The 23,931-nt window shown below is 71.7% G+C and carries 22 protein-coding genes; 16 read left to right on the forward strand and 6 right to left on the reverse strand.

Annotation, left to right across the window (positions count from 1 at the left end; all coding sequences use genetic code 11):
• Positions 1-34 precede the first annotated feature (34 nt).
• From pyrR to ACX80P_RS01955, 13 genes are all read left to right on the forward strand, one after another.
• Positions 35-622 (forward strand): bifunctional pyr operon transcriptional regulator/uracil phosphoribosyltransferase PyrR, encoded by a 588-nt coding sequence (gene pyrR, locus ACX80P_RS01895; RefSeq protein ID WP_459276326.1) that lies wholly within the window; start codon positions 35-37, stop codon positions 620-622.
• Positions 619-1,644: an aspartate carbamoyltransferase catalytic subunit gene (locus ACX80P_RS01900; RefSeq protein ID WP_459276327.1), complete on the forward strand. Its 1,026-nt coding sequence runs from the start codon at positions 619-621 to the stop codon at positions 1,642-1,644. The genes pyrR and ACX80P_RS01900 overlap by 4 nt, the downstream gene beginning before the upstream one ends.
• Positions 1,641-3,026 carry a dihydroorotase gene (locus tag ACX80P_RS01905; RefSeq protein ID WP_459276328.1) on the forward strand — a complete coding sequence of 462 codons (1,386 nt, stop codon included), beginning with the start codon at positions 1,641-1,643 and terminating at the stop codon, positions 3,024-3,026. The genes ACX80P_RS01900 and ACX80P_RS01905 overlap by 4 nt, the downstream gene beginning before the upstream one ends.
• Positions 3,014-3,673: a PH-like domain-containing protein gene (locus ACX80P_RS01910; protein ID WP_459276329.1), complete on the forward strand. Its 660-nt coding sequence runs from the start codon at positions 3,014-3,016 to the stop codon at positions 3,671-3,673. The genes ACX80P_RS01905 and ACX80P_RS01910 overlap by 13 nt, the downstream gene beginning before the upstream one ends.
• Positions 3,670-4,890 carry a glutamine-hydrolyzing carbamoyl-phosphate synthase small subunit gene (gene carA / locus ACX80P_RS01915; protein WP_459276330.1) on the forward strand — a complete coding sequence of 407 codons (1,221 nt, stop codon included), beginning with the start codon at positions 3,670-3,672 and terminating at the stop codon, positions 4,888-4,890. Before ACX80P_RS01910 ends, carA begins: the two co-directional genes overlap by 4 nt.
• Positions 4,890-8,198 carry a carbamoyl-phosphate synthase large subunit gene (carB, locus tag ACX80P_RS01920; RefSeq protein WP_459276331.1) on the forward strand — a complete coding sequence of 1,103 codons (3,309 nt, stop codon included), beginning with the start codon at positions 4,890-4,892 and terminating at the stop codon, positions 8,196-8,198. The genes carA and carB overlap by 1 nt, the downstream gene beginning before the upstream one ends.
• Positions 8,188-9,039 carry an orotidine-5'-phosphate decarboxylase gene (pyrF, locus tag ACX80P_RS01925; protein ID WP_459276332.1) on the forward strand — a complete coding sequence of 284 codons (852 nt, stop codon included), beginning with the start codon at positions 8,188-8,190 and terminating at the stop codon, positions 9,037-9,039. The genes carB and pyrF overlap by 11 nt, the downstream gene beginning before the upstream one ends.
• Positions 9,040-9,213: 174 nt before the next feature.
• Positions 9,214-9,552 (forward strand): integration host factor, actinobacterial type, encoded by a 339-nt coding sequence (gene mihF, locus ACX80P_RS01930; protein ID WP_459276333.1) that lies wholly within the window; start codon positions 9,214-9,216, stop codon positions 9,550-9,552.
• 10 nt (positions 9,553-9,562) lie between these two features.
• Positions 9,563-10,132 carry a guanylate kinase gene (gene gmk / locus ACX80P_RS01935; protein ID WP_459276334.1) on the forward strand — a complete coding sequence of 190 codons (570 nt, stop codon included), beginning with the start codon at positions 9,563-9,565 and terminating at the stop codon, positions 10,130-10,132.
• A gap of 47 nt (positions 10,133-10,179) precedes the next feature.
• Positions 10,180-10,440: a DNA-directed RNA polymerase subunit omega gene (gene rpoZ, locus ACX80P_RS01940; RefSeq protein ID WP_043445516.1), complete on the forward strand. Its 261-nt coding sequence runs from the start codon at positions 10,180-10,182 to the stop codon at positions 10,438-10,440.
• A gap of 28 nt (positions 10,441-10,468) precedes the next feature.
• On the forward strand, positions 10,469-11,692 hold the full coding sequence (gene coaBC / locus ACX80P_RS01945; RefSeq protein WP_459276335.1) for a bifunctional phosphopantothenoylcysteine decarboxylase/phosphopantothenate--cysteine ligase CoaBC: 1,224 nt from the start codon (positions 10,469-10,471) through the stop codon (positions 11,690-11,692).
• 44 nt (positions 11,693-11,736) lie between these two features.
• Entirely contained in the window at positions 11,737-12,948 is a 1,212-nt protein-coding gene (metK, locus tag ACX80P_RS01950) for a methionine adenosyltransferase (protein ID WP_459276336.1), read from the forward strand.
• A gap of 35 nt (positions 12,949-12,983) precedes the next feature.
• Complete coding sequence (locus ACX80P_RS01955) at positions 12,984-15,194, forward strand: primosomal protein N' (protein ID WP_459276337.1); 2,211 nt, start codon at positions 12,984-12,986, stop codon at positions 15,192-15,194.
• On the opposite strand, the gene ACX80P_RS01960 is transcribed toward ACX80P_RS01955, so the two are convergent.
• Complete coding sequence (locus ACX80P_RS01960; RefSeq protein WP_459276338.1) at positions 15,191-15,925, reverse strand: DUF2306 domain-containing protein; 735 nt, start codon at positions 15,923-15,925, stop codon at positions 15,191-15,193. The two genes, ACX80P_RS01955 and ACX80P_RS01960, sit on opposite strands and share 4 nt — an antisense overlap.
• Positions 15,926-16,083: 158 nt before the next feature.
• Here ACX80P_RS01960 and ACX80P_RS01965 point away from each other — a divergent pair, with 158 nt between their 5' ends.
• The gene (locus tag ACX80P_RS01965) at positions 16,084-16,827 is read left to right on the forward strand and encodes a TetR/AcrR family transcriptional regulator (RefSeq protein WP_459276340.1); all 744 of its coding nucleotides are present in this window, start codon (positions 16,084-16,086) and stop codon (positions 16,825-16,827) included.
• Positions 16,828-16,902: 75 nt separating this feature from the next.
• Here the strand turns inward: ACX80P_RS01965 and ACX80P_RS01970 are convergent, their stop codons facing one another.
• The 5 genes from ACX80P_RS01970 to ACX80P_RS01990 all read right to left on the reverse strand — a co-directional run bounded on the left by ACX80P_RS01970 (position 16,903) and on the right by ACX80P_RS01990 (position 21,173).
• Positions 16,903-17,184: a hypothetical protein gene (locus tag ACX80P_RS01970; RefSeq protein ID WP_459276341.1), complete on the reverse strand. Its 282-nt coding sequence runs from the start codon at positions 17,182-17,184 to the stop codon at positions 16,903-16,905.
• A gap of 64 nt (positions 17,185-17,248) precedes the next feature.
• Entirely contained in the window at positions 17,249-18,376 is a 1,128-nt protein-coding gene (locus ACX80P_RS01975; protein WP_459276342.1) for a glycosyltransferase family 4 protein, read from the reverse strand.
• Positions 18,373-19,245, reverse strand: a complete 873-nt coding sequence (locus tag ACX80P_RS01980; RefSeq protein WP_459276343.1) for an alpha/beta fold hydrolase — start codon at positions 19,243-19,245, stop codon at positions 18,373-18,375. Before ACX80P_RS01980 ends, ACX80P_RS01975 begins: the two co-directional genes overlap by 4 nt.
• On the reverse strand, positions 19,245-20,078 hold the full coding sequence (locus tag ACX80P_RS01985) for an aldo/keto reductase (protein ID WP_459276345.1): 834 nt from the start codon (positions 20,076-20,078) through the stop codon (positions 19,245-19,247). Before ACX80P_RS01985 ends, ACX80P_RS01980 begins: the two co-directional genes overlap by 1 nt.
• 96 nt (positions 20,079-20,174) lie before the next feature.
• A complete protein-coding gene (locus ACX80P_RS01990; protein WP_459276346.1) occupies positions 20,175-21,173 on the reverse strand; it encodes a sugar-binding transcriptional regulator in 999 nt (332 codons plus the stop codon).
• A 116-nt stretch (positions 21,174-21,289) separates the two neighbouring features.
• Here ACX80P_RS01990 and ACX80P_RS01995 point away from each other — a divergent pair, with 116 nt between their 5' ends.
• The gene (locus ACX80P_RS01995; RefSeq protein WP_459276347.1) at positions 21,290-23,038 is read left to right on the forward strand and encodes a glycerol-3-phosphate dehydrogenase/oxidase; all 1,749 of its coding nucleotides are present in this window, start codon (positions 21,290-21,292) and stop codon (positions 23,036-23,038) included.
• A 139-nt stretch (positions 23,039-23,177) separates the two neighbouring features.
• The gene (locus ACX80P_RS02000; protein WP_459276348.1) at positions 23,178-23,921 is read left to right on the forward strand and encodes an MIP/aquaporin family protein; all 744 of its coding nucleotides are present in this window, start codon (positions 23,178-23,180) and stop codon (positions 23,919-23,921) included.
• Positions 23,922-23,931: the final 10 nt, after the last annotated feature.

Raw genomic sequence — 23,931 nt, forward strand, 5'->3', positions numbered from 1 at the left:
CCGTCCAGTGAGGCGGGGAAGGAGGAAGCGTGTTATGACCGTGCCTGCTTCTGAATCCGGCATCACCAAGCGCGTTGTTCTCGCAGCAGCAGACATAGACCGCGCTCTCACGCGTATCGCCCACGAGATCCTCGAGGCGAACCGGGGCTCCCGTGACCTCGTGCTCCTCGGCATCCCCCGCAGGGGCTTCCCGCTGGCCCAGCGCCTGGCCCAGAAGATCGCATCCGTCGACTCCTCCGTGGACCCGGACCTCATCACCGGCCAGCTCGACGTCACCATGTACCGTGACGACCTCCGCCGGAACCCCACGCGCTCGCCCCTCGCGACCCAGCTGCCGCCGTCGGGCATCGACGACAAGGTCGTGGTCCTCGTCGACGACGTCCTCTACTCGGGGCGCACCATCCGGGCGGCCCTCGACGCCCTCGCCGACCTCGGCAGGCCCCGCGCCGTCCGCCTCGCGGTCCTCGTGGACCGGGGGCACCGTGAACTGCCCATCCGCGCCGACCACGTGGGCAAGAACCTGCCGACGTCGTCCCGGGAGCGCGTGCGCGTCCACCTCGCCGAGACCGACCTGATCGGCGGCTCCGCCGTGAACGAGGTCGTCATCGAGGACCGCGCGTGAAGCACCTGCTCAGCACGCAGGACCTCTCCGCCAGGAACGCCCTGCGCCTGCTGGACGTCGCCGAGGAGATGGCGGCGGTGGGGGAACGGGAGATCAAGAAGCTCCCCGCCCTGCGCGGCCGGACCGTGGTGAACCTCTTCTTCGAGGACTCCACCCGCACCCGCATCTCCTTCGAGGCCGCCGCGAAGCGCCTCTCCGCCGACGTCATCAACTTCGCGGCCAAGGGCTCCTCGGTGTCCAAGGGCGAGTCGCTCAAGGACACCGCGCAGACCCTCGAGGCGATGAGCGCGGACGCCGTGGTCATCCGCCACCCCGCGTCCGGCGCACCGGCCCGGCTCGCGGCGTCGGGCTGGATCGACGCCGCCGTCGTCAACGCCGGGGACGGGACGCACGAGCACCCGACCCAGGCCCTCCTGGACGCCTTCACGCTGCGCCGGCACTGGGCTCGGATCGGGGGCACGCCCTCCACCGGTGCCACCCTCGCCGGGATGAAGGTCCTGATCGTCGGCGACGTCCTCCACTCGCGGGTGGCGCGCTCCAACGTCTGGCTGCTGACCACGCTCGGAGCGGAGGTCCTCCTCGCCGGTCCGCCCACCCTCCTGCCCGTCGGCGTCGGGTCCTGGCCCTGCACGGTCCACTACAACCTCGACGACGCCCTCGCGCAGCGCCCCGACGCCGTCATGATGCTCCGCCTGCAGGCGGAGCGCATGAACGCGGCGTTCTTCCCCTCGACGCGGGAGTACTCGCGGCGCTGGGGGTTCGACGACGGACGGCTCGCGCTGCTCGACACCATGGGACTGGACGACACCGTGATCATGCACCCCGGTCCCATGAACCGGGGCCTGGAGATCTCCTCCGCCGCCGCGGACTCACCCCGCTCCACCGTCCTCGCCCAGGTCCGCAACGGGGTGTCCGTCCGCATGGCCGCGCTGTACCTGCTGCTCGCGGGGGGCCAGCACGGTGACCACCACGACGAGCACGACGACTCCACCGCCCCGATCCCGGAAGGCCGCACCCCGTGACGACCCGCACCAGCACACCCGGCCCCACCCCGACGGCGTACCTCGTCCGGGGAGCGTCGATCCTCGGGGGTGACGCCCAGGACATCCTCGTCCGCGACGGGATCATCGCCGCCGTCGGTGCGGAGGCGGCAGCCGAGGCCCCGGCGGACGCCGGGACCGTCGACGCCGACGGCCTGATCGCCCTGCCCGGCATGGTCGACCTCCACACGCACCTCCGCGAGCCCGGCCGGGAGGACGCCGAGACGGTCGAGACCGGGTCACGTGCCGCCGCGCTGGGAGGGTTCACCGCCGTGCACGCCATGGCCAACAGCTCGCCCGTCGCGGACACGGCCGGCGTCGTCGAGCAGGTGTACCGCCTCGGACTGGCCTCCGGCTGGGTGGAGGTGCGCCCGGTGGGGGCCGTGACCGTGGGCCTGGGCGGCGAGCGCCTTGCCGAGCTCGGGGCCATGGCCGAATCCCGGGCAGCCGTCCGCGTCTTCTCCGACGACGGCATCTGCGTCTCGGACCCCGTCCTCATGCGCCGCGCGCTCGAGTACGTCAAGGCCTTCGACGGCGTCATCGCCCAGCACGCGCAGGAACCGCGCCTCACCGAGGGCGCCCAGATGAACGAGGGCGAGGTTTCAGCGGTGCTCGGCCTGGCCGGCTGGCCGGCCGTCGCGGAGGAGAGCATCATCGCCCGCGACGTCCTCCTCGCCCAGCACGTCGGGTCGCGCCTGCACGTCTGCCACGTCTCCACGGCCGGGTCGGTGGAGATCATCCGGTGGGCCAAGGCCCGCGGGATCCGTGTCACCGCCGAGGTCACCCCGCACCACCTCCTCCTCACCGACGACCTCGTCCGCAGCTACGATCCCGTGTACAAGGTCAACCCGCCGCTCCGCACCTCCGACGACGTCTCCGCCCTGCGCGCGGCCCTCGCCGACGGCACGATCGACGTCGTCGGCACCGACCACGCCCCGCACCCGAGCGAGCACAAGGAGTGCGAATGGGCGCAGGCCGCCATGGGCATGACCGGCCTCGAGACCGCCCTGTCCGTGGTGCAGCACACCATGGTGGAGACCGGCCTGCTCGACTGGGAGGGCTTCGCCCGCGTCACCTCGGTCAGCCCGGCGCGGATCGGCCGGCTCGTCCACCAGGGCCGCCCCCTCGCCGCGGGGGAGCCCGCGAACCTGATCCTCGTCGATCCGGCAGCGCGCTGGACCGTGGACCCTTCCACGATGGCCACGAAGGGCCGCAACAGCCCGTTCCGCGGCCTCGATTTGCCCGGCAGCGTGCGGGCCACCTTCTACGCCGGGCACCCCACCGTCCTCGACGGCCGCCTCGCCACACCCCGCCCGGCGTCCGCGACGCCCGCCGCCGGAAGGGCAGCCGCATGGAATCTCTAGGCTGGGTCGTCCTGACCCTCGGCATCATCGCCCTGGTGGTCGGGCTCATGGCGCTCGGTTGGCGCAACCGGCTGCGCCGCCAGTCGGACGTCCCCGAGCCGCCCGGGCCGCCCGCGGACCCGGGACCCGTCCTCTACGAAGCCGAGGGACAGTACGTGGCGACGACGACGGCGGGGGACTGGCTCGACCGCATCGCCGTCCACGGGCTGGGCCATCGCGGCAACGCCGTCGCATCCGTCCACCCGGACGGTGTCCTGATCACGCGCACCGGGGCCCGTACCGTCTTCATCCCCCGCGAGGACCTGACCTCTGTGCAGCTCGCGAGCGGCATGACGGGCAAGTTCGTCGAGAAGGAAGGCCTCGTGATCCTCACCTGGCGCCTGGGAGCCCAGGGTGTCGACACCGGGTTCCGCACCCGCCACGCTGCGCACAAGGCCCAGCTCCTGGCTGCCGTCGCAGCGCTCGTCCCGCCCCGCACCGGGCACCATGGCACCGCCCCCACCACCGACACCGCCCCCACCACCGACACCGCCCCCACCACCGACACCGCCCCCACCACCGACACCGCTCCCACCACCGGCACCGACAGCACCGCCGGCACCGCCAACCGCACTCCACCGACCCCCGAAGGCAGGGAACACCTGTGAGCCACGCTCCATCACCGGTCCGCCGACACGCACCCGCGGTGCTCGTCCTCGAGGACGGCCGCACCTTCCGAGGACGCGCCTACGGCGCCGAAGGCACCACGCTCGGCGAGGCCGTCTTCGCCACCGGGATGACCGGGTACCAGGAGACCATCACGGACCCGTCCTACGCCCGCCAGCTCGTCGTCCAGACCGCGCCGCACATCGGCAACACCGGGGTGAACGCCGCCGACGCCGAGTCGCGCCGCATCTGGGTGGCCGGGTACATCATCCGCGATGCGGCACGCCGTCCGTCCAACTGGCGCTCCGAGCAGAGCCTCGACGACCAGCTGCGCGAGCAGGGGATCGTCGGCATCGAGGGCGTCGACACGCGCGCCGTCACCCGGCACCTCCGCGAGCGCGGCGCCATGCGCGCCGGGATCTTCTCCGGGGCCGACGCCGAGCTGCCCGGGGAGCGGCTCGTCGAGCTGGTCGTCGCCCAGCCGTCGATGGTGGGGTCGCGGCTCGCCGAGGAGGTCAGCGTCGACGAGGCGTACGTCGTCGAACCCGCGGACCACGGCTGGACCGGCGACACCGTGGCCACCGTCGCGGCCCTGGACCTCGGCATCAAGGCGATGACGCCGAGGCACTTCGCCCAGCGTGGCGTCCGCACCGTCGTCCTGCCCGCCGGGGCCTCGTTCGAGGACGTCCTGGCCGCCGGCCCGGACGGCGTCTTCATGTCCAACGGGCCCGGCGACCCCGCCACCGCCGACGCCCAGGTGGAGCTCCTCCGCCGCGTCCTCGACGCCCGCGTGCCGTTCTTCGGCATCTGCTTCGGCAACCAGATCCTGGGCCGAGCGCTCGGGTTCGGCACCTACAAGCTCCGGTACGGCCACCGGGGGATCAACCAGCCGGTGATGGACCGCCGGACCGGCAAGGTCGAGATCACCTCGCAGAACCACGGGTTCGCCGTCGACGCCCCGCTGGACGGCCCCGTCGAGGCACCCGCAGGCGGCTTCGGCCGCGTCGAGGTGAGCCACGTGTCCCTCAACGACGACGTCGTCGAAGGTCTGGCGTGCCTGGACCTCCCGGCCTTCTCCGTCCAGTACCACCCCGAGGCGGCGGCCGGACCGCACGACTCCGCATACCTCTTCGACCGCTTCATCGACCTGATGCGGGCCGAGAAGGACCGCGCGGGCGCCCTGCCCGGCTCTGACAGCACGACCCAGGAAGAGAACTGATGCCCCGCAGAACCGACCTCAAGAGCGTGCTCGTGATCGGCTCCGGGCCGATCGTCATCGGGCAGGCCGCCGAATTCGACTACTCGGGCACGCAGGCGCTGCGCGTCCTGCGGGAGGAGGGCCTGCGCGTCATCCTCGTGAACTCCAACCCGGCCACGATCATGACCGACCCCGAGTTCGCCGACGCCACGTACGTGGAGCCGATCACCCCCGACGTCGTCGAGAAGATCATCGCGAAGGAACGCCCCGACGCCCTGCTGCCCACCCTCGGCGGCCAGACGGCGCTGAACACCGCGATCGCCCTCGACAAGAACGGCGTCCTCGACAGGTACGGCGTCGAGCTCATCGGCGCGAACATCGCTGCCATCGAGCTCGGTGAGGACCGCGAGAAGTTCAAGGGCGTCGTCGCGCGCTGCGGTGCCGAATCCGCCAGGTCGTCGATCATCCACACGATCGACGAGGCCCTGGCCGCCGCCGAGGACCTCGGCTACCCGATGGTGGTGCGGCCGTCCTTCACGATGGGCGGCCTCGGCTCCGGCCTCGCGTACACCGAGCAGGACCTCCGCCGGATCGTCGGCCAGGGCCTGCAGTACAGCCCCACGAGCGAGGTCCTCCTCGAGGAGAGCATCCTCGGGTGGAAGGAGTACGAGCTCGAGATGATGCGCGACCGGAACGACAACGTCGTGGTCGTGTGCTCCATCGAGAACGTCGATCCCGTGGGCGTGCACACCGGCGACTCCATCACCGTGGCTCCCGCCCTGACGCTCACCGACCGCGAGTACCAGCGCCTGCGGGACATCTCGATCGCCGTCATCCGCGAGGTCGGCGTCGACACGGGCGGCTGCAACATCCAGTTCGCCATCGAACCCGACACCGGCCGCGTCGTCGTCATCGAGATGAACCCGCGCGTCTCGCGGTCCTCCGCCCTCGCGTCGAAGGCCACCGGGTTCGCCATCGCCAAGATCGCGACGAAGCTCTCCCTCGGCTACACGCTCGACGAGATCCCCAACGACATCACGCTGAAGACCCCGGCGTCCTTCGAACCGACCCTCGACTACGTGGTGGTCAAGGTGCCCCGGTTCGCGTTCGAGAAGTTCCCCGCCGCGGACCCCACGCTCACCACCACCATGAAGTCCGTGGGCGAGGCCATGGCGATGGGCCGCAACTTCACGGAGGCCCTGCAGAAGGCGCTCCGCTCCCTCGAGCAGAAGGGCTCCCAGTTCTCCTTCGCGCCGGTCCCCGCCGGGGACGTCGACGCCCTCGTCGACGCGGCCGGGCGGCCCACCACCGAGCGCCTCTCGCAGGTGCAGCGCGCCCTGCTCGGCGGCGCCACGGTGGAGCGGCTGTACGAGGCCACGGGCATCGACCCGTGGTTCCTCGACCAGCTCGTGCTCCTGACCGAGATCGCGGAGGAGGTGCGGTCGGCACCGGACCTGACGGAGGACGTACTGCGGCACGCCAAACGCCACGGGTTCTCCGACGAGCAGATCGGTTCGCTCACCTCCACGCCCGAGGCCGTCGTGCGCGGGGTCCGGCACGCGCTCGGCATCCGACCCGTCTTCAAGACCGTGGACACGTGCGCGGCCGAGTTCGCGGCCTACACGCCCTATCACTACTCGTCCTACGACGAGGAGGACGAGGTGGCGCAGCACGAGAAGCCGTCGGTGATCATCCTCGGCTCCGGGCCCAACCGGATCGGCCAGGGCATCGAGTTCGACTACTCGTGCGTCCACGCCACGATGGTGCTGCGGGAGGCCGGCTACGAGACGGTCATGATCAACTGCAACCCCGAGACGGTCTCCACGGACTACGACATCTCCACGCGCCTGTACTTCGAGCCGCTGACCCTCGAGGACGTCCTCGAGGTCATCGCCGCCGAGCGGCGCACCGGCGGGGTGCTCGGCGTCTTCGTCCAGCTCGGCGGCCAGACGCCGCTGAAGCTCGCCCAGGAACTCGCCGACGCCGGGATCCCCATCCTCGGCACCTCGCCGGAGGCCATCGATCTCGCCGAGCACCGCGGGGCGTTCAGCCGCGTGCTCGACGCCGGCGGGCTCATCGCCCCGAAGAACGGCACCGCCGTGTCCTTCGAGGACGCGAAGAGGATCGCCGACGCCATCGGGTACCCCGTGCTGGTCCGCCCGTCCTACGTCCTCGGCGGCCGCGGCATGGAGATCGTCTACGACGAGGCGAACCTGTCCCGCTACATCACCAACGCCACGGAGATCACCGAGGCGCACCCCGTGCTGATCGACCGTTTCCTCGAGGACGCCATCGAGATCGACGTCGACGCCCTGTACGACGGCACGGAGATGTACCTCGGCGGGATCATGGAGCACATCGAGGAGGCCGGCATCCACTCCGGCGACTCCGCGTGCGTCCTGCCCCCCATCACGCTCGGCGCCGATGTCCTGCAGCGCGTGCGTGAGGCGACGCTCGCCATCGCCGAGGGCGTCGGCGTGCGGGGACTGATCAACATCCAGTTCGCGCTGGCCTCCGACGTCCTGTACGTCCTCGAGGCGAACCCGCGCGCGTCGAGGACCGTCCCGTTCGTCTCCAAGGCCACCGGCGTGCAGCTGGCCAAGGGCGCCGCCCTGATCGGCACCGGGGTCACCGTCCCCGAACTGCGCGAGCGCGGGCTGCTGCCGGCGCAGGGCGACGGCGGCTCCCTGCCGCTGGACGCGCCGGTCTCCGTCAAGGAGGCCGTGCTGCCCTTCAGCCGCTTCCGCACGCCGGAGGGCACGGTGGTCGACTCCCTGCTCGGCCCCGAGATGCGCTCCACCGGCGAGGTGATGGGCATCGACAAGTACTTCGACACGGCCTTCGCCAAGAGCCAGGCCGCGGCGAACGCCGCCCTGCCGGTGCAGGGCAAGGTCTTCGTGTCCGTCGCCAACCGCGACAAGCGCGCCATCGTCATGCCCGTCAAGCGGCTCGTGGACCTCGGCTTCGAGATCGTGTCCACGGGCGGCACGGCGGACGTCCTGCGGCGCAACGGCATCACGGCGACCACGGTCCGCAAGGTCGCCGAAGGTGCCGGAGCCCACGGCGAGGGCACCGTCGTCGACCTCATCACCGAGGGCGGCATCGACATGATCATCAACACGCCGTCGGGCGGGCAGGCGCGCGGTGACGGCTACGAGATCCGCGCCGCCGCCACGTCCTACGGACTCCCGGTCATCACGACGATCCCCGAGGTGGGGGCGGCCGTGCAGGCGATCGAGGCCATGCGCTCCTACGAGTGGTCGGTGACGAGCCTGCAGGAGCACGCGGCGAACCTCCGGGCGTCGACCGCGGCCCGCGATGCCTCCTGAGGCGGGCGCCGCTGCGGCCCGTGCGCCCTTCGGGGAGCGGCTCGCGGCGGCCCGGGCGGCCCGGGGAAGCCTCTGTGTCGGCATCGACCCGCATCCCGGGCTGCTGGGCGCGTGGGGACTGGAGGACTCCCCGGCGGGCCTCGAGCGGTTCTCCCTCACGGTGCTCGACGCCGTCGGGCCGGTCGCCGCGGCCCTCAAGCCGCAGGTAGCGCTCTACGAGCGGCACGGCTCCCGCGGGCTCGCGGTCCTCGAGACGCTGCTGGCCCGCGCCGCCGACGCCGGGGTCCTGACCATCGCGGACGCGAAACGCGGGGACATCGGGTCCACCATGCAGGCCTACGCCGAGGCGTGGCTGGGGGAGGGCCGGCCGCTGGCCGCGGACGCCGTCACCCTGAATCCGTATCTCGGGTACGAGTCCCTCCGGCCCGCCCTCGACCTGGCCGCCGCAACGGGCCGGGGGGTGTTCGTCCTCGCGCTGACGTCCAATCCCGAAGGCCGCTCGGTGCAGCACGCGGGCGGGGACGCGTCGGTCGCGCGATCGATCGCCCACGCCGCCGCCGCGGAGAACGCGGGCCCCCGACCGGGCCACGTGGGGCTGGTGGTCGGAGCGACCATCGGCGACGCCGCACAGCGGCTCGGCCTCGACCTGCCCTCCCTCAACGGGCCCGTCCTCGCCCCCGGGGTGGGGGCCCAGGGCGCCGGGCGCCGCGAGCTGCAGGCCGCGTTCGGCGCGGCCCTGCCGTTCGTCCTGCCGACCTCCAGTCGGGCCGTCCTCGCCGCGGGACCGGACGCCGCGGCGCTGCGGGCGGAAGCGGAGCGGACGCGCGACGGCCTCGCCTGAGCGCTGACCCGCATTGATTTCGGGGGCGGGCGCCCGGTAGGTTCGTTCCACCGGACCTCCCGGCCGGCCCCACGGGCCGCGATGACGCGGACGCGTGTCCGTCGACCCACCGGACCCAGCCGCACGACGAGCGGTCGCCGCCACCCGTGGTGCCGCCCAGCGTAGGGAGCAGCAATGAGCCTGAAGCCATTGACGGATGCCGAACGGACGCAGGCACGCGAGAAGGCGACGGCGGCGCGCGCGGTGCGGGCGGACATCAAGGCCCGGCTGAGGACCGGTAAGCTTTCGGTGGCCGACGTGATCGGGAATCCCGCCGGCGACGACGCCGTGGGCCGCCTCAAGGTCCTCGACCTCCTCAAGGCCCTGCCCGGCGTCGGAGACGTGCGGGCGGCCGCCATCATGGCGGAGGTGGGCATCGCGGGGACGCGCCGCGTGCGCGGTCTCGGCATCCACCAGCGCAAGGCCCTCGTCACGTATCTCGAACAACACCAGTCTGGCTCGGCCAGAAAGTAAGGAAGCGGTAGTGTCACAGCCCCGGTTGACAGTCCTGGCCGGCCCGACGGCGGTCGGCAAGGGAACAGTCTCGACCTACATCCGCGACAACTACCCCGAGGTGTGGCTCTCCGTGTCGGCGACCACGCGGCCGCCGCGGCCGGGGGAGGTCGACGGCGTGCACTACTTCTTCGTCTCCCCGGACGAGTTCGACCGGCTCGTCGCCGACGAGCAGCTGCTGGAATGGGCCGTGGTCCACGGCCGCAACCGCTACGGCACGCTCCGGCGCACCGTCCAGGCCGCCATGGACGAGGGCAGGACCGTACTCCTGGAGATCGACCTGCAGGGCGCGCGCAAGGTGAAGGAGTCCATGCCGGAGGCGAACTTCGTGTTCCTCGCGCCTCCCAGCTGGGACGAAATGGTGCGCCGGCTCGTGGGGCGCGGCACCGAAACGCCCGAGGAACAGCAGCAGCGGCTGGAAACCGCTAAACTGGAACTTGCCGCCGAGCCGGAATTCAACCACACCGTCGTCAACGACACCGTGGAGCATGCGGCAGACGAGCTCGTATCACTGATGGGACTGCGTCCGCTGCAGCGCTGAGGAGCGCCTCCCCGGCCGGTCCCGCCTTATCTTTTTTGGAGAATTCTGTGTCAACTCAGCCCGAAGGCATCATCAACCCGCCGATCGATTCTCTGCTGGAGGCCTCGGACTCGAAGTACGCCCTCGTGATCTACGGCGCCAAGCGCGCCCGCCAGATCAACGCGTACTACTCGCAGCTCCACGAGGGCCTCTTCGAGTACGTCGGTCCGCTCGTCGACACCCGCCTGAACGAGAAGCCGCTCTCCATCGCCCTGCGCGAGATCAACGAGGGCATGCTCGTCTCATCGCCCATGGAACAGTCCGAGTAGTCCCGGCCGCCCGGAGCACGGACAGCCAGTGCGCGTCGTCCTCGGTGTCGGAGGAGGGATCGCGGCCTACAAGGCCGCATCCCTCCTCCGTCTTTTCACGGAGTCGGGCCATGACGTCACGGTCATCCCCACCGACGCCGCCACCCGCTTCGTCGGGACCGCCACCTGGGAAGCGCTCTCCGGCCACCCCGTGAGCAACAGCGTCTGGGACGACGTCGACAGGGTCAACCACGTGCGCCTCGGCCACGAGGCCGACCTCGTCGTCGTCGCGCCGGCCACCGCCGACGTCCTCGCGCGGGCCGCAGCCGGGCTCGCGAACGATCTCCTGACCGGCACCCTGCTGATGGCGCGCGGTCCCGTGGTCATGGCGCCCGCGATGCACACCGAGATGTGGCAGCACGCCGCGACCCGCGCGAACGTCGAGACGCTCCGCTCCCGCGGCGTCACCGTCATCGAGCCCGCGTCCGGTCGCCTCACCGGCGCCGATTCCGGGCCCGGCAGGCTCCCCGAGCCGGCCGACATCCTCGCGGCGGCCCTGGCCGTCGTCGCGGGATCCGGGGACGGCGGCAGCCTGCAGGGCAGGCACGTCACCATCTCCGCCGGCGGCACGCGCGAAGCCCTCGACCCCGTCCGGTTCCTGGGGAACCGGTCCTCGGGCAAGCAGGGCATGGCCCTGGCCGAGGCGGCCCTCGCCCAGGGTGCGCACGTGACCCTCGTCCTCGCCCACGCCGACGTCGCCCCGCCCGCGGGGTGCGACGTCGTGCGCGTCGAGTCCGCGCTCGAGCTGCGCGACGCCGTCCTCGAGGCGCTCCCCACCACGGACCTGCTGGTCATGGCCGCAGCCGTCGCCGACTTCCGGCCCGCGGAGCAGGCCACCGCCAAGATCAAGAAGGGCGACGACGGGACGGACCCCGTCATCACCCTCGTCCGCACCCCGGACGTGCTCCGCGAGGCCGTGCTCGCCCGCGATGCCCGTGCGCAGCCGGTCGTCATCGCCGGCTTCGCGGCCGAGACGGGCGACGCCACGGCCGACCCCCTCACCCACGCCCGCGCGAAGCTCGCCCGGAAGGGCTGCGACTTCCTGGTGCTCAACGTCGTCGGCTCCGACCGCGTGTTCGGCCAGGACTCGAACGAGGTGACCATCCTCGACGCGGACGGCGGCGAATCCGCGGCGATCCGCGGCTCCAAGCGGGCCGTCGCCGACGCCGTGATCGGCCATGCCGCGCGGCTGCTGTCCGGCCGACGCCACTGATCCCCTCGAGCGGGACTGTCCCTCCGACCAAGTAGAGTGAGCACGTGAATTCTCCCAGCATCGATTCCCCCCTGCGCCTCTTCACGTCGGAATCGGTGACCGAGGGCCATCCGGACAAGATCTGCGACCAGATCAGCGACGCCATCCTCGACGGACTGCTCGAGCAGGACCCGGATTCACGCGTGGCCGTCGAGACCCTGGTGACCACGGGCCTCGTGCACGTCGCCGGCGAGGTCACCACCGAGGCCTACGTCGAGATCCCCGAGATCGTCCGCACCACCATCCTCGGCATCGGCTACGACTCCTCCGCCAACGGCTTCGACGGCGCCCGCTGCGGCGTGTCCGTGTCGATCGGGCAGCAGAGCGCCGAGATCGCCTCCGGTGTGTTCACCTCGCTCGAGAAGCGGGAGGGGACGAGCGTCGACCCCTACGACGCCCAGGGCGCGGGGGACCAGGGCATCATGTTCGGCTATGCGAGCGACGAGACCTCCGTCTTCATGCCCGCCCCCATCTGGCTCTCGCACCGCCTGTCCGAGCGCCTGACGGCCGTGCGCAAGGACGGCACCCTCCCGTACCTCCGCCCGGACGGCAAGACCCAGGTCACCGTCGGGTACGACGGCGACCGCCCCGTCTCGATCGACTCCGTGGTCATCTCCTCCCAGCACTCCGCCGAGGTGTCCCTCGACGACCTGCGGGCCGACCTCGTCGAGCACGTGGTCACGCCGGTCCTGGCCGACTCCGACCTCGACGCGTCCTCTGTCCGCCACATCCTCAACCCCGGCGGCGCCTTCGTCATCGGAGGCCCCGTGGGGGACGCCGGGCTGACCGGCCGCAAGATCATCGTCGACACCTACGGCGGCATGGCCCGCCACGGCGGCGGGGCGTTCAGCGGCAAGGACCCCTCGAAGGTGGACCGCTCCGCGGCCTACGCGATGCGCTGGGTCGCGAAGAACGTGGTCGCGGCCGGCCTCGCCCGCCGGGCCGAGATCCAGATCGCCTACGCCATCGGCATGGCGCAGCCCGTGGGCATCTACGTCGAGACCTTCGGCACCGAGACCGTGGACCCGCTGAGGATCGGCGCCGCCATCCGCGAGATCTTCGACCTGCGGCCTCTCGGCATCATCAACGCGCTCGACCTCAAGCGCCCGATCTACCAGCGCACCGCCGCGCACGGTCACTTCGGCCGCGAGGAGGACGACTTCACCTGGGAGCGCCTCGACCGCGTGGACAAGCTCAGGAGTTACTTCAACGTCTGACGGGAGGGGGCGGCCGCCGACGCGGCCGGAGCACCATGACGCACACCCGCCTGCCTGACGTCACGGACGGCCAGCTGTCGCTGCTGCACGGTTTCGGAGCCGCCAGACTGCCGCACGCCGATCCGGAGCGCGCATCGTCGCTGCCCATCGCCCGGGTGATCCTGGACGCTCAGCTCCCTCACCTCGACCGGTTCTTCGACTATGTGGTCCCCGCCGACATGGACGCCGAGGCGCAGCCCGGCGTGCGCGTGAAGGTGCGGTTCGCCGGGCGCGAGCATGCGGGCTTCCTCGCCGAGCGGGTGGCGGAGGCCAGCACGACGGCGTCGCTCCTGCCGCTCGCGAAGGTCGTCTCCCCCCAGCAGGTCCTCACCCCCGAGGTGCTCGCCCTCGCGACGGCGGTCGCCGCGCGGTCGGTCGGCACCGTCAGCGACGTCCTGCGCTCGGCCGTCCCCCCGCGCATGGCACGGGTCGAGGACGAGTTCGGCGTACCGTCCGCTGCCGGGGAGGCCGTCCCGGAGTCCTCCGAGGCCATCGCCGGCGGGGCCGACCCCGGTGCCCCGGCGGGCATGCTGCCGGTCGCCGTGGGACGGCCGTCCTCCGGCGGCTTCCGGCGCTACCCGAACGGCCTCTCCTACCTGCAGCACCTCCGCTCCGGCGAGTCGCCCCGCGCCGTCCTGACGAGCCTCGGCGGGTACGGTCCCGCGGCGTGGCAGGAGGAGATCGCCGACGCCGTCGCCGCTGCCGTGTCCTCGGGCAGGGGAGCGGTCGTCGTCGTCCCCGACCAGCGGGACCTCGCCCGTGTGGAGGCGGCCCTCGTGGCCCGGCTCGGCGCCCCGGCGGTGGCCCGGCTGACGGGCGAGGACGGCGCCACGCCGCGGTACCGAAACTTCCTCCGCGTCCTCCGCGGGGCCGCGACCGTGGCCGTGGGCACGCGCTCCGCCGCCTACGCGCCCGTCCGGAACCTCGGGCTCGTCTGCCTCTGGGACGACGGCGACGACCAGCACGTCGAGCAGCGCGCGCCGTACCAGCACGTCCGCGACGTCCTGCTGCTGCGTGCCGAGCAGGAAGGGACGGCGATGCTGCTCTCCTCCTTCGCCCGCTCCACCGAGGCCCAGCGCCTCGTCGACACGGGCTGGGCGCACGCCATCCAGGCGGACCGCACCGAGGTGCGGCGCTCGACGCCCCGCGTCCTCCACGCCGCCGATGCGTACCAGATGGAGCGGGACCCGCTGGCCGCCCAGGCCCGGATCCCCCACGCCGCCTGGGCCGCGGCTCAGGCGGGCCTGAGGACCGGCCCCGTCCTCCTGCAGGTCGCCCGCACGGGCTTCTCCCCGGCCCTGGCCTGCGACCGCTGCCGCCACGCCGCTCGCTGCACGGCGTGCGCCGGTCCGCTGGCGCAACCCGGGCGGCACGCACCACCGGCCTGCCGGTGGTGCGGGCGCCCCGACAACCACTGGGCCTGCCCGGAATGCGGCGGCACCCGGATGCGAGCCACCGTCGCGGGCGCCACCCGGACGGCCGAGGAACTCGGACGGGCGTTCCCCGGCGTGCCGGTCATCTCCTCCGCCGGCGAGCACATCGTCGACGCCGTCCGTGACGTCCCCGCCGTCGTCGTCGCCACCCCGGGCGCCGAGCCGGTGGCCGCAGGAGGATACGCCGCCGTCGTCCTCCTCGACGGCAACGCCCTGCTCAGCCGGGAGTCCCTGCGCGCCGGGGAGGACGCCCTCCGCCGCTGGTTCTCCGCGGCCATCCTCGCGCGTCCCTCCACCGCGGGAGGGACGGTCGTGATCACGGGCGACGACGACGTCGCGGTGGGCCACCTCGTCCGGTGGGATCCCACGGGGGCCGCGTCCCGCGAGCTGGCCGAGCGGCACGAACTCGGGCTTCCGCCCGCCGTCCGGTACGCCGTGCTCACCGGCACCCGCGAAGCGCTCACCCACTTCCTCGACGGACTCGAGCTCGAGGGCGCCACCCGCGTCGTCGGTCCCGCGCCGGTGCCGCCGGACGTCCGCCGCGACGCCGTGCTCGCCGCCCGTGCCCTCGCCGATCCGAAGCGCGGCGCCGACCGCTCCCCGCCCCCGCCGGATGCGCTGGCGGGCCAGGGGAGCCATCGCGTCCTGCTGTTCTTCTCCTACCGTGCGGCCGCCGGCATCACGCGGCAGCTGCGCGCCCGCCGGGCGGTGCTGTCCGCCAAGCGGACCGGCGAGCCGGTCCACCTCCGGCTCGACGCATTCGACGTCCTCTAGCGGGGAAACCGTGACACCCCGAGGCGCGGCGGAGCGCCCGCGGGCCGGCGGGCAGCCCGGGACCGTCCTCGCCGCCGGATGACGACCTCCGCCACGCCCAGGTTGATCGCCCAGCCGGCACCCATCAGCAGGGCCCTCGGTGTCACGCCGGGCGGACTGCCGAGGAGCTCCGGGACGATGAGGATCAGGGCCTGGGTCCCCGCCCCGGCGCCGATCGCGTAGGCGCGGGTCATCCACGCACCATGGGCGCCGATGTCGCCGCGCAGCACGGCGCGGACGCCCAGGAGGAGGCTGACGGCCATACCGATCCCGAAGAGGAGCCGGAAGGCGAGCAGGAGCCCGCCGTCACTCGGCGGGAGTTCGTAGAACAGGGCCATCCACAGGCCCGACAGGGCCGCCGCGAGCCCGGCGGGAAACAGGATCCTGCCGGCCATCCTGTGCCAGGTCCGACGGCCGCGCCGCAGGGACGGGAGGAACTGGAAGGCTCCCAGCACCGTGTAGAGCGTGGCGCCGAGGATGTGCAGGACCACGGGGACGGGGACCGCCACGAAGCGCGCATTGCGCGCCGTGACCTCTGCCCCGCCGCCCAGTTCCGTGAGACGCGCGGCGCCGGCGAGGACGGGAATGAGGCTGAGCAGGATCAGGCCGACCGGTACCAGCCAGGACGGCCGGCCCGGGAGCCGGCGCCGTCGCGGAGTCACGGTCTTCGGCGAAGGGGGAGTCGTCGTCACAGCCGTCCTGCCTTCCTCTGCTGTCGCGGGCCCGGTGCCGGGGGAAGCGGCGCCGGACGGGCGTAGAGTGTACGGCGTACACTTCTTGCGCCTCACCATAGGTGTACGGCGTACACCCGTCAAGGGGTGGCGTCGGGGAACCGGGAAGGGAGTCACCCGTGGCAGCACGCGGAGCAGCGCCGCGGACGCGGTTGGACAGGGGGGCGGTGCTCACCGCCGCCGTGGCCCTGGCGGACAGGCAGGGCGTGGGCCGGCTGAGCATGCGGACGCTCGCCGAGGACCTGGGGGTGGTCCCGATGGCGCTCTACAAGCACGTCGCCGGCAAGGAGGACCTGCTCGACGGCATGGTGGACGTGATCGTGGCCGAGATCGACGCACCGATCGAGGGCCGGGAGTGGAAGCCCGTGGTCCGGAGCCGGGTACTCTCGGCCCGGACCGTGCTCCGGCGCCACCGGTGGGCCCGCCAGGTCCTCGAGACGCGGACCACCAGGACGCCGGCCGTCCTCGCGTACACCGACTCGTTCATCGGCATGTTCCTCGAGCGGGGGTTCTCCGTCGACCTGACGCACCACGTCATGCACGCCCTGGGCAGCCGGATGTGGGGCTTCACCCAGGAACTCTTCGACGCCCCGGACTCCGGAGCGGGTGCGGCCGGTTCCGCCGGTGCCGTCCGGCCCGGGACCGCTCTGGCTGCACCCGCGTCGCCCGGGCCGGCGGAGCTCGAGGAACTGGGCCGACGGTTCCCGAACGTCCTCCGGATCGCGATGGCCTCGGCACATGACGACGACGGCGTCGTCGGGGGCGGCTGCGACGACCAGTTCGAGTTCGAGTTCGCCCTCGACCTGCTGCTGGACGGCATAGGGGAGCTCCACGCCCGCGGGTGGACCTCCGTGCGGCCGTAGCCGGCCGGCATCCGGCCCGCATCCGGCCCGCCCCACCCGGCCCGCTCATCCGGCCCGCTTTGTCCGGCCCGTCGGTCAGGGTGCCGGACGCCACCCCTCCGAGTCGATGACCACCACGAGCGGCGGCCCGCCCCGCAGTCCCCACCCGCGGAGGGCGAGTGCGATGGCCTCCAAGGGCGCCGTGACGGCGAACGTCTCGCCCCGGAACCCGTCGGCGGTCTCGTCCACGACGGCCGTGACGTCGCAGGGATCGGTCAGGTCGACGGTGGCGGCGATCCTGTGGCGCGCCAGCCAGGCGGGTGGTTCGGCCCCTGCGGCAAGGAGGATCGCCGTGGCCGGGCACTGGAGATCGGTCATGGGCCCATCCTTCCGGCACGTCCCGCGACGGCACCGTCGCGGGCGCAACGACTCATGCGTGCTCTCATGCGCCGGACCGCAGGCGCGCCCTCGTGCGCGACAGCCGCGACGTCCGCCGTCGCCCGAATTCCTCGACGGCGCGGCGGCAGGCGTCCCGGAGCTGGTCGGCGGAATCCGTCCACGAGTACGCGGCCGCGCGCTCGAGCCCTGCCTGCGAGGCCTCCGCCCAGCGCCCTGCGTCATCGAGGGACCGGACGGCTGCCGCGAGCGCTACCGGGTCGTCAGGATCCACGAACAGGGCCGCTGCGCCGGCGACCTCGCGGAAGATCGGGATGTCGCTGGCGATGACGGGCGTGCCGGCAGCCATCGCCTCGATGAGCGGCAGGCCGTACCCCTCGGCCCTGGAGAGGGTCACGAGCGCCGTGGAGTCGCCGAGCAGGTCCTCGTACTCGGCGTCCGTGACGCCGTCGTGGAACACCACGCGCCCTGCCGGTGGCGCGAGGGCCCCGAGCTCCGAGCGACGGGCGGGGGAGATCCTGCTCAGCAGGTGCAGAGTGTGCGCGGGGAGGTGCTCCATGGCGCGGACGATCGTCTCGACGTTCTTGTACGGCATGAAGGAGCCCATGTAGAGCAGCGACGCCGACCGGGGGGCGACGGGGTCGCGGTGACGCCGCGCCGGCTGGGGGGCATTGCCGACGATCATCACGGGCCGGTGGGTCAGCCGGTGGCGGCGCATCAGGTCCGCCGTCGTCGTGGAGATCGTGGCGACGACGTCGGCGCGGTCCAGCAGGAGCCGCTGCGGCCAGTACGCGAGGTGGTAGAGCCGCCACAGCGCCCTGACCGGCAACGGCAGGAAGGACGGCGGGGTGGGGTTCTGGTAGTAGATGAGGTCGTGCAGCGTGAGCACCAGCGGGTATCTGCGGCCCCAGGAGCCCATGGTCTGCATCGGGCAGACGACGACGTCGGGTTCCAGCCGGTTGAGGCGTGCGGCGATGAACACCTCGGCGGGAGAGAGCGGGCTGGTGACCAGCACGTGCGGGACCTTCGGCAGGAGGGCGAGCTGTCGGGTGTCGCTGACGAGCATCACGACGTCGTCGGTCCCGGCGAGCGCGGCGATGAGGCTCGCTCCGTACCGGCTGATGCCGTCGTGATGGTCGATGCGGGTGAAGCGGGCGTCGAACAGGATCCTCATGCGGGCACGGTCTCCAGGAAGGTCTCGATCAGGAGCGCCGCCTCGCGCGGCTTCTCGTAGTGGACGAGGTGGCCGACGGCGGGCAGGATCTCGAGGGTCGCCGACGGGATGAGGGCCGCGAGCTCCCGCTGGCTCTGGACCGAGCCGATGTCGTCCTTCTCGGCGGCGACGAGCAGCACGGGCATCCGCAGCCCGCGGGCGCGGTCCCGGACGGTCCCGGAGATGGAGGCGCGGAACGCCTCGAGCACCACCCGCCGACTGGCGAAGGAGCTGAAGTAGGCGCGGTGCTGGTCGTGGATCCAGCGGCGGAGCCCGCGGTCCGTCGTCTTGGCCATGAAGATGCTCATGCAGCGGACGATCGCGGGATGCGAGAGGAGCGCGCGACCCGCGGCCTCGGGCAGCCGGTCCGCCGCCAGGTAGTAGGCCTCCGCGACACGGGAGGCGGCGCGGCTCGGGCCCTTGAGGGCGGGAGCGCTGATGGGATTGACCAGCACCAGGGCTGCCGCGAGGTCCGGGGCGAGAGCTGCGGCCTCGGCGGCGATGATCGAGCCGAACGAGTGCCCGAGGAGCACCCGGGGCCCGGGGGCGAGGTGTCGTGCGACGTCGGTGATGAACCGGGCATAGGTGCCGACGTCGTGCGTGCCGGGCAGTTCCTCGCCCTGCCCGAACCCGGGCAGGTCCGGCAGGAGGATCCGGTGCGCGGGGAGTTCCTCCGCGAGGCGCAGCAGGCCGTGGTGGTCGCCGCGGAAACCGTGGACCATGACGATCGGCGGGCCCGGCGGGGCGCCGGCCGTTTCGACCGCAGGCAGGTCCCAGACGCGCTGGAGGGTGCCCTCCCAGGGTAGGGAGCGGACGATCGCCTGCCGCATCAGGCCACCCGGTCCGGGTGGGAACCGAAGCGCTGGTCGCGGTCCAGCCCGTCGAGTGCGGCGACCTGTCCGTCGTCGAGCAGGAATCCGAAGATGTCCAGGTTGGAGCTGATCCGCTCGCGCGAACTGGCCTTCGGGATGGTCGCGATGCCGTGCTGCAGGTGCCACCGCAGGATCACCTGCGCGGGCGTCCGTCCCATGTCCGCGGCGATCCGCCCGATCACCGGATCCGTGAGGACATTGCCGCGCCCGAGGGGACTCCAGGCCTGCGTCACGATGCCGTGCACCTCGTGGAAGGAGCGCAGCGCGCGCTGCTGCAGGTACGGGTGGAGCTCCACCTGGTTGAGGACCGGGACGACCCCCGTTTCGGCGATCAGGCGCTCGAGGTGGTCCTGCTGGAAGTTGGAGACACCGATGGACCGGACGCGCCCGTCGGCCCGCAGCCGCTCGAGGGCCCGCCAGGAGTCGACGTAGAGGCCCCGGGAGGGGCAGGGCCAATGGATGAGGTACAGCTCGAGGTACTCCAGCCCCAGCAGCTCCAGGCTCGCGTCGAAGGCGCGCAGGGTGGCGTCGTACCCGTGGTCGTCGTTCCACACCTTCGAGGTGATGAAGAGGTCCTCGCGCCCGCCGTCCTCCAGGTAGGTTCGCGCGGCGGCCCCGACGCCCGCCTCGTTGGCGTACAGCGCAGCCGTGTCGAGGAGTCGGTACCCGACGTCGAGGGCCGTCGAGCAGAGGCCCTCGGTGTCCTCCGGCGGCACCTTGTAGACGCCGTAGCCGATCACGTCGATCGACCGGCCGTCGGCGAGCGGCACGCGGGGAACGGAGGAGTTCATGGGGGAACTCTACCGAGTCCGCGCTCGCGGGAGCCGCCGGGGCACCGGATCATGCCAGGTCCGACGGCTGCGCCGCAGGGGCGCGTCCTCCGCGCTTCAGGCGTGGAGCAGCCGGCGCGCGGAGCCCTCGTCGAGGATGAGGTCCGTGGCGAGCCGGGCGGCGAGGGCCCCCCGCAGCCCGGCGATCTTCGACTCGCCCGAGACCACGCAGATGCGCCGCCGGACCCGGCTCAGCGCGTCGAGGTCCGGTCCCGTGCTGCGCCCGTTCAGGAGGATGTCCCGGTGGCTGCCGTCGGCGCGGAAGAACATGGTGGCCACGTCCCCGACCACCTCGTCCCGCTCCAGGGTGTCGAGGTCCTCGCGGTCCAGGTACCCGCCGCTGTACACGTGGCTGGGCACCCCCGCAGCGATGGAGCCGACGCCGAAGATCGCCATGGTCATGCGGCGCTGCAGATCGAGGATGCGGCGCACACTGCGCTCGTCCCACATCGCCGTCTTCGTCGCCGCGTGGTCGAAGAAGGCGGGCACGGGGAACTGCTCCACGCGCGCCCCGTAGGCCTGCCCGAACCGGCGCAGGATCTCGCTCGCGTACGTGATGCCGGTGGTCTGGGTGTTCCCTGCCCCGTTGAGCTGGACGATCGTGCTGTCGTCGGTCTGCTTGCGCGTGAGATGGTGGCTGACCGCGCTGAGCGTGGATCCCCACGCGACGCCGATGATCGCGTTGGAGTCCACGAGCGGCCCGATGGTCCTCGCGGCCTGGATCGCCACGCGGTCGAGCACCTGGGTGTCGCTCACCGAATCCGCTATGGGGACCACGTGTGCCTCGACCCCGAACCGGCGGCGGATCTGCTGCTCCAGGGCGGGCGCCCGGTCGGCCGGATTGTTGACCTGGATCTGCACCAGCCCCCTCTCCCGCGCCATGGACAGCAGCCGCGAGACGGTGGAGCGCGACGTGCGCAGTTCCCGGGCGATCGCATTCATGGTCAGGTCCTGGAGGTAGTACATCTGCGCAGCCCGCAGGGCGTCCCGGGCCCGCGATCCCTGCGACCGCTCCGACGCGTCCTCCGGCTCGACGCTGCCTCTCGTCGTCGTCATCCGGCCAGTGTGCGGCAGGCTGCACGTTTGTGCAATCCGGTTGACTGCTATTCCCACTCCTCGAACAATGAGAAGTGCAGTAACCAATCCCGACATTGACGTTACGGAGTAGTACCTTGAGCATTCCAGCCGACCGGATCAACGGTGAAGGCACGACGACATCGACCCGCAACGTGGTACAGGAGCTCAGGGACAACCCCCGGGCCAAAGTGCTGATCATCGGCGGCGGCATCAACGGGGTGGGAACCTTCCGCGACCTCGCGCTCCAGGGGATCGACGTCGCACTCGTCGAACGCGGCGACTACTGCCAGGGCGCCTCCGGCGCGTCCTCGCACATGATCCACGGCGGCATCCGCTACCTCGAGAACGGCGAGTTCCGCCTGGTCCGGGAGTCCGTCGTCGAGCGCAACGCCCTCATGCGCATCGCCCCTCACTACGTGAAGCCCCTGCAGACCACCATCCCGATCTACACGACGTTCTCGGGGATCCTCTCCGCCCCGATGCGCTTCCTCACCCACCGCCAGGGCAAGCAGGTCGAGCGGGGCGCCGTGCTCATCAAGGCCGGCCTCACCATGTACGACTTCTTCTCGCGTGACGGCGGCAACGTACCCCGCCACTCGTTCGTGGGCCGCAAGAAGGCCCTTGCGGCCATGCCCGATCTCCGCAAGGACATCAAGTACGCGGCAACCTACTTCGACGCCTCGGTGCACAACCCCGAGCGTCTGACCCTCGACGTCCTGCGTGACGGCAAGCTCGCCAATCCGGCGGCCCGAGCGGCCAACTACGTCAGCGCCATCGGTGCGGGCGAGGACGGCGTCCTGCTCCGCGACGAGCTCACGGGTGGGACCTTCACCTTCCAGGCCGACGTCGTCGTCAACGCCACCGGTGCGTGGACCGACGGGACCAACGCCACGCTCGGCACCGAGACCCGCTTCATGGGCGGCACCAAGGGCTCGCACATCGTGCTGGACCACCCCGAGCTGCTCCGGGCCTGCAACGGTACCGAGATCTTCTTCGAGCACGTCGACGGCCGGATCGTCCTGATCTACCCCATGGGTGACCGCGTCCTGGTCGGTACCACGGACATCGACGTCGACGTCAACGAGCAGGCGGTGTGCACCGACGAGGAGATCGATTACTTCTTCGAACTGATCGGCCACGTCTTCCCGGACATCAGGGTCTCGCAGGACGACATCGTGTACAGCTTCTCCGGAGTCCGGCCCCTGCCGCGGCACGACGAGACCCAGCCCGGCTTCGTCTCGCGGGACTACCGCATCGAGAAGCGCGAGGAGACGCTCGGCGGCCGCACGGTGACGACGCTGAGCCTCGTCGGCGGCAAGTGGACCACCTTCCGCGCCCTGTCCGAGCACCTCACGGACGAGACACTGGCGGCCCTCGGTGCGCCCCGCAAGGCCTCGACCGCGGGTGTCGCGATCGGTGGCGGCAAGGACTTCCCGACCGACGAGGCCGCGGAGCGCGCCTGGATCAGGAACGCCGTGCGCCCCGGCGTCGACGAGGCGCGTGTCGGGGTGCTCCTGACCCGCTACGGGACACGCGCGACGGATGTCATCGAATACCTGACGGAAGGCCCCGACAGGGTGTTCAATTCCACGCAGGAGCTGAGCACGCGCGAACTCGCCTACATGGTGGAGAACGAGCAGGTCGGCCACCTGATCGACGTCCTGATCCGCCGTACCTCGCTCGCCTTCCGGGGACTCGTCACCGGGGAGCTGCTCGCAGAACTCGCCGACACCCTGGCGCCCCTGCTCGGGTGGGATGCCGCGCGATCCGCGGCGGAGATCACGCTCGCCGAGACGGTCCTCGCCGAGGCGCACCGCGTGCACCTCAAGAACCTGACGCCGTAGCGGTACCCGCCGCATCGGGGTCGAACCGCTGCTCACCGCAGCGGTGCAGTGCCAACGGCAGTGGTTGCCGGGGGGAAGCGAACGGGTGCCGTCGAGGCGGCGGCATCCGTCGATAAGTGAATAGACAAAGGAGTCAAAGATGTCTCTGGACGTGTTTGTTGCCGAAGCATTCGGCACATTCATGCTGTTGCTGCTCGGTACCGGTGTGGTCGCGAATGTCGCGCTCGCCAAGACCAAGGGCAATAACGGCGGTTTTCTCATGGTCAACTTCGGGTGGGGGATCGCCGTCTTCGCCGGGGTCTACGTGGCCGCGCTGTCCGGCGCCCACCTGAACTTCGCCGTCACGATGGGTCTCTGGGTGAACGGCGATGTCGCCGAGTTCGCCCCCGGCGTCGACAAGAACTTCATCAACGCCATGGCCTACCTCGCAGCGCAGATGCTCGGCTCCATCCTCGGCGCCGTGTTCTGCTGGCTCGCCTACAAGCAGCACTTCGACGACGAACCGGAGCCCGCGAACAAGCTCGGCGTCTTCTCGACCGGACCGGCCATCCGTTCCTACGGCTGGAACGTCGTCACCGAGATCATCGGCACCTTCGTGCTCGTGTTCGTGATCCTGTCCTTCGGCAGCACCCCGTCCGGTCTCGGCCCGCTCGCCGTCGCCCTCCTGGTCGTCGGTATCGGTGCCTCGCTGGGCGGTCCCACCGGGTACGCCATCAACCCGAACCGTGACCTCGGCCCCCGTATCGCCCACGCCATCCTCCCCATCCGGGGCAAGGGCGGCAGCGACTGGGGGTACGCGTGGGTCCCGGTCGTCGGCCCGATCATCGGTGGTGTCCTCGCCGGCATCGTCATCCAGTTCGTGTCGTTCCCCCCGGCAGCCTAGGGACTACCGC

The organism is Arthrobacter arabinosi, from assembly GCF_054511115.1.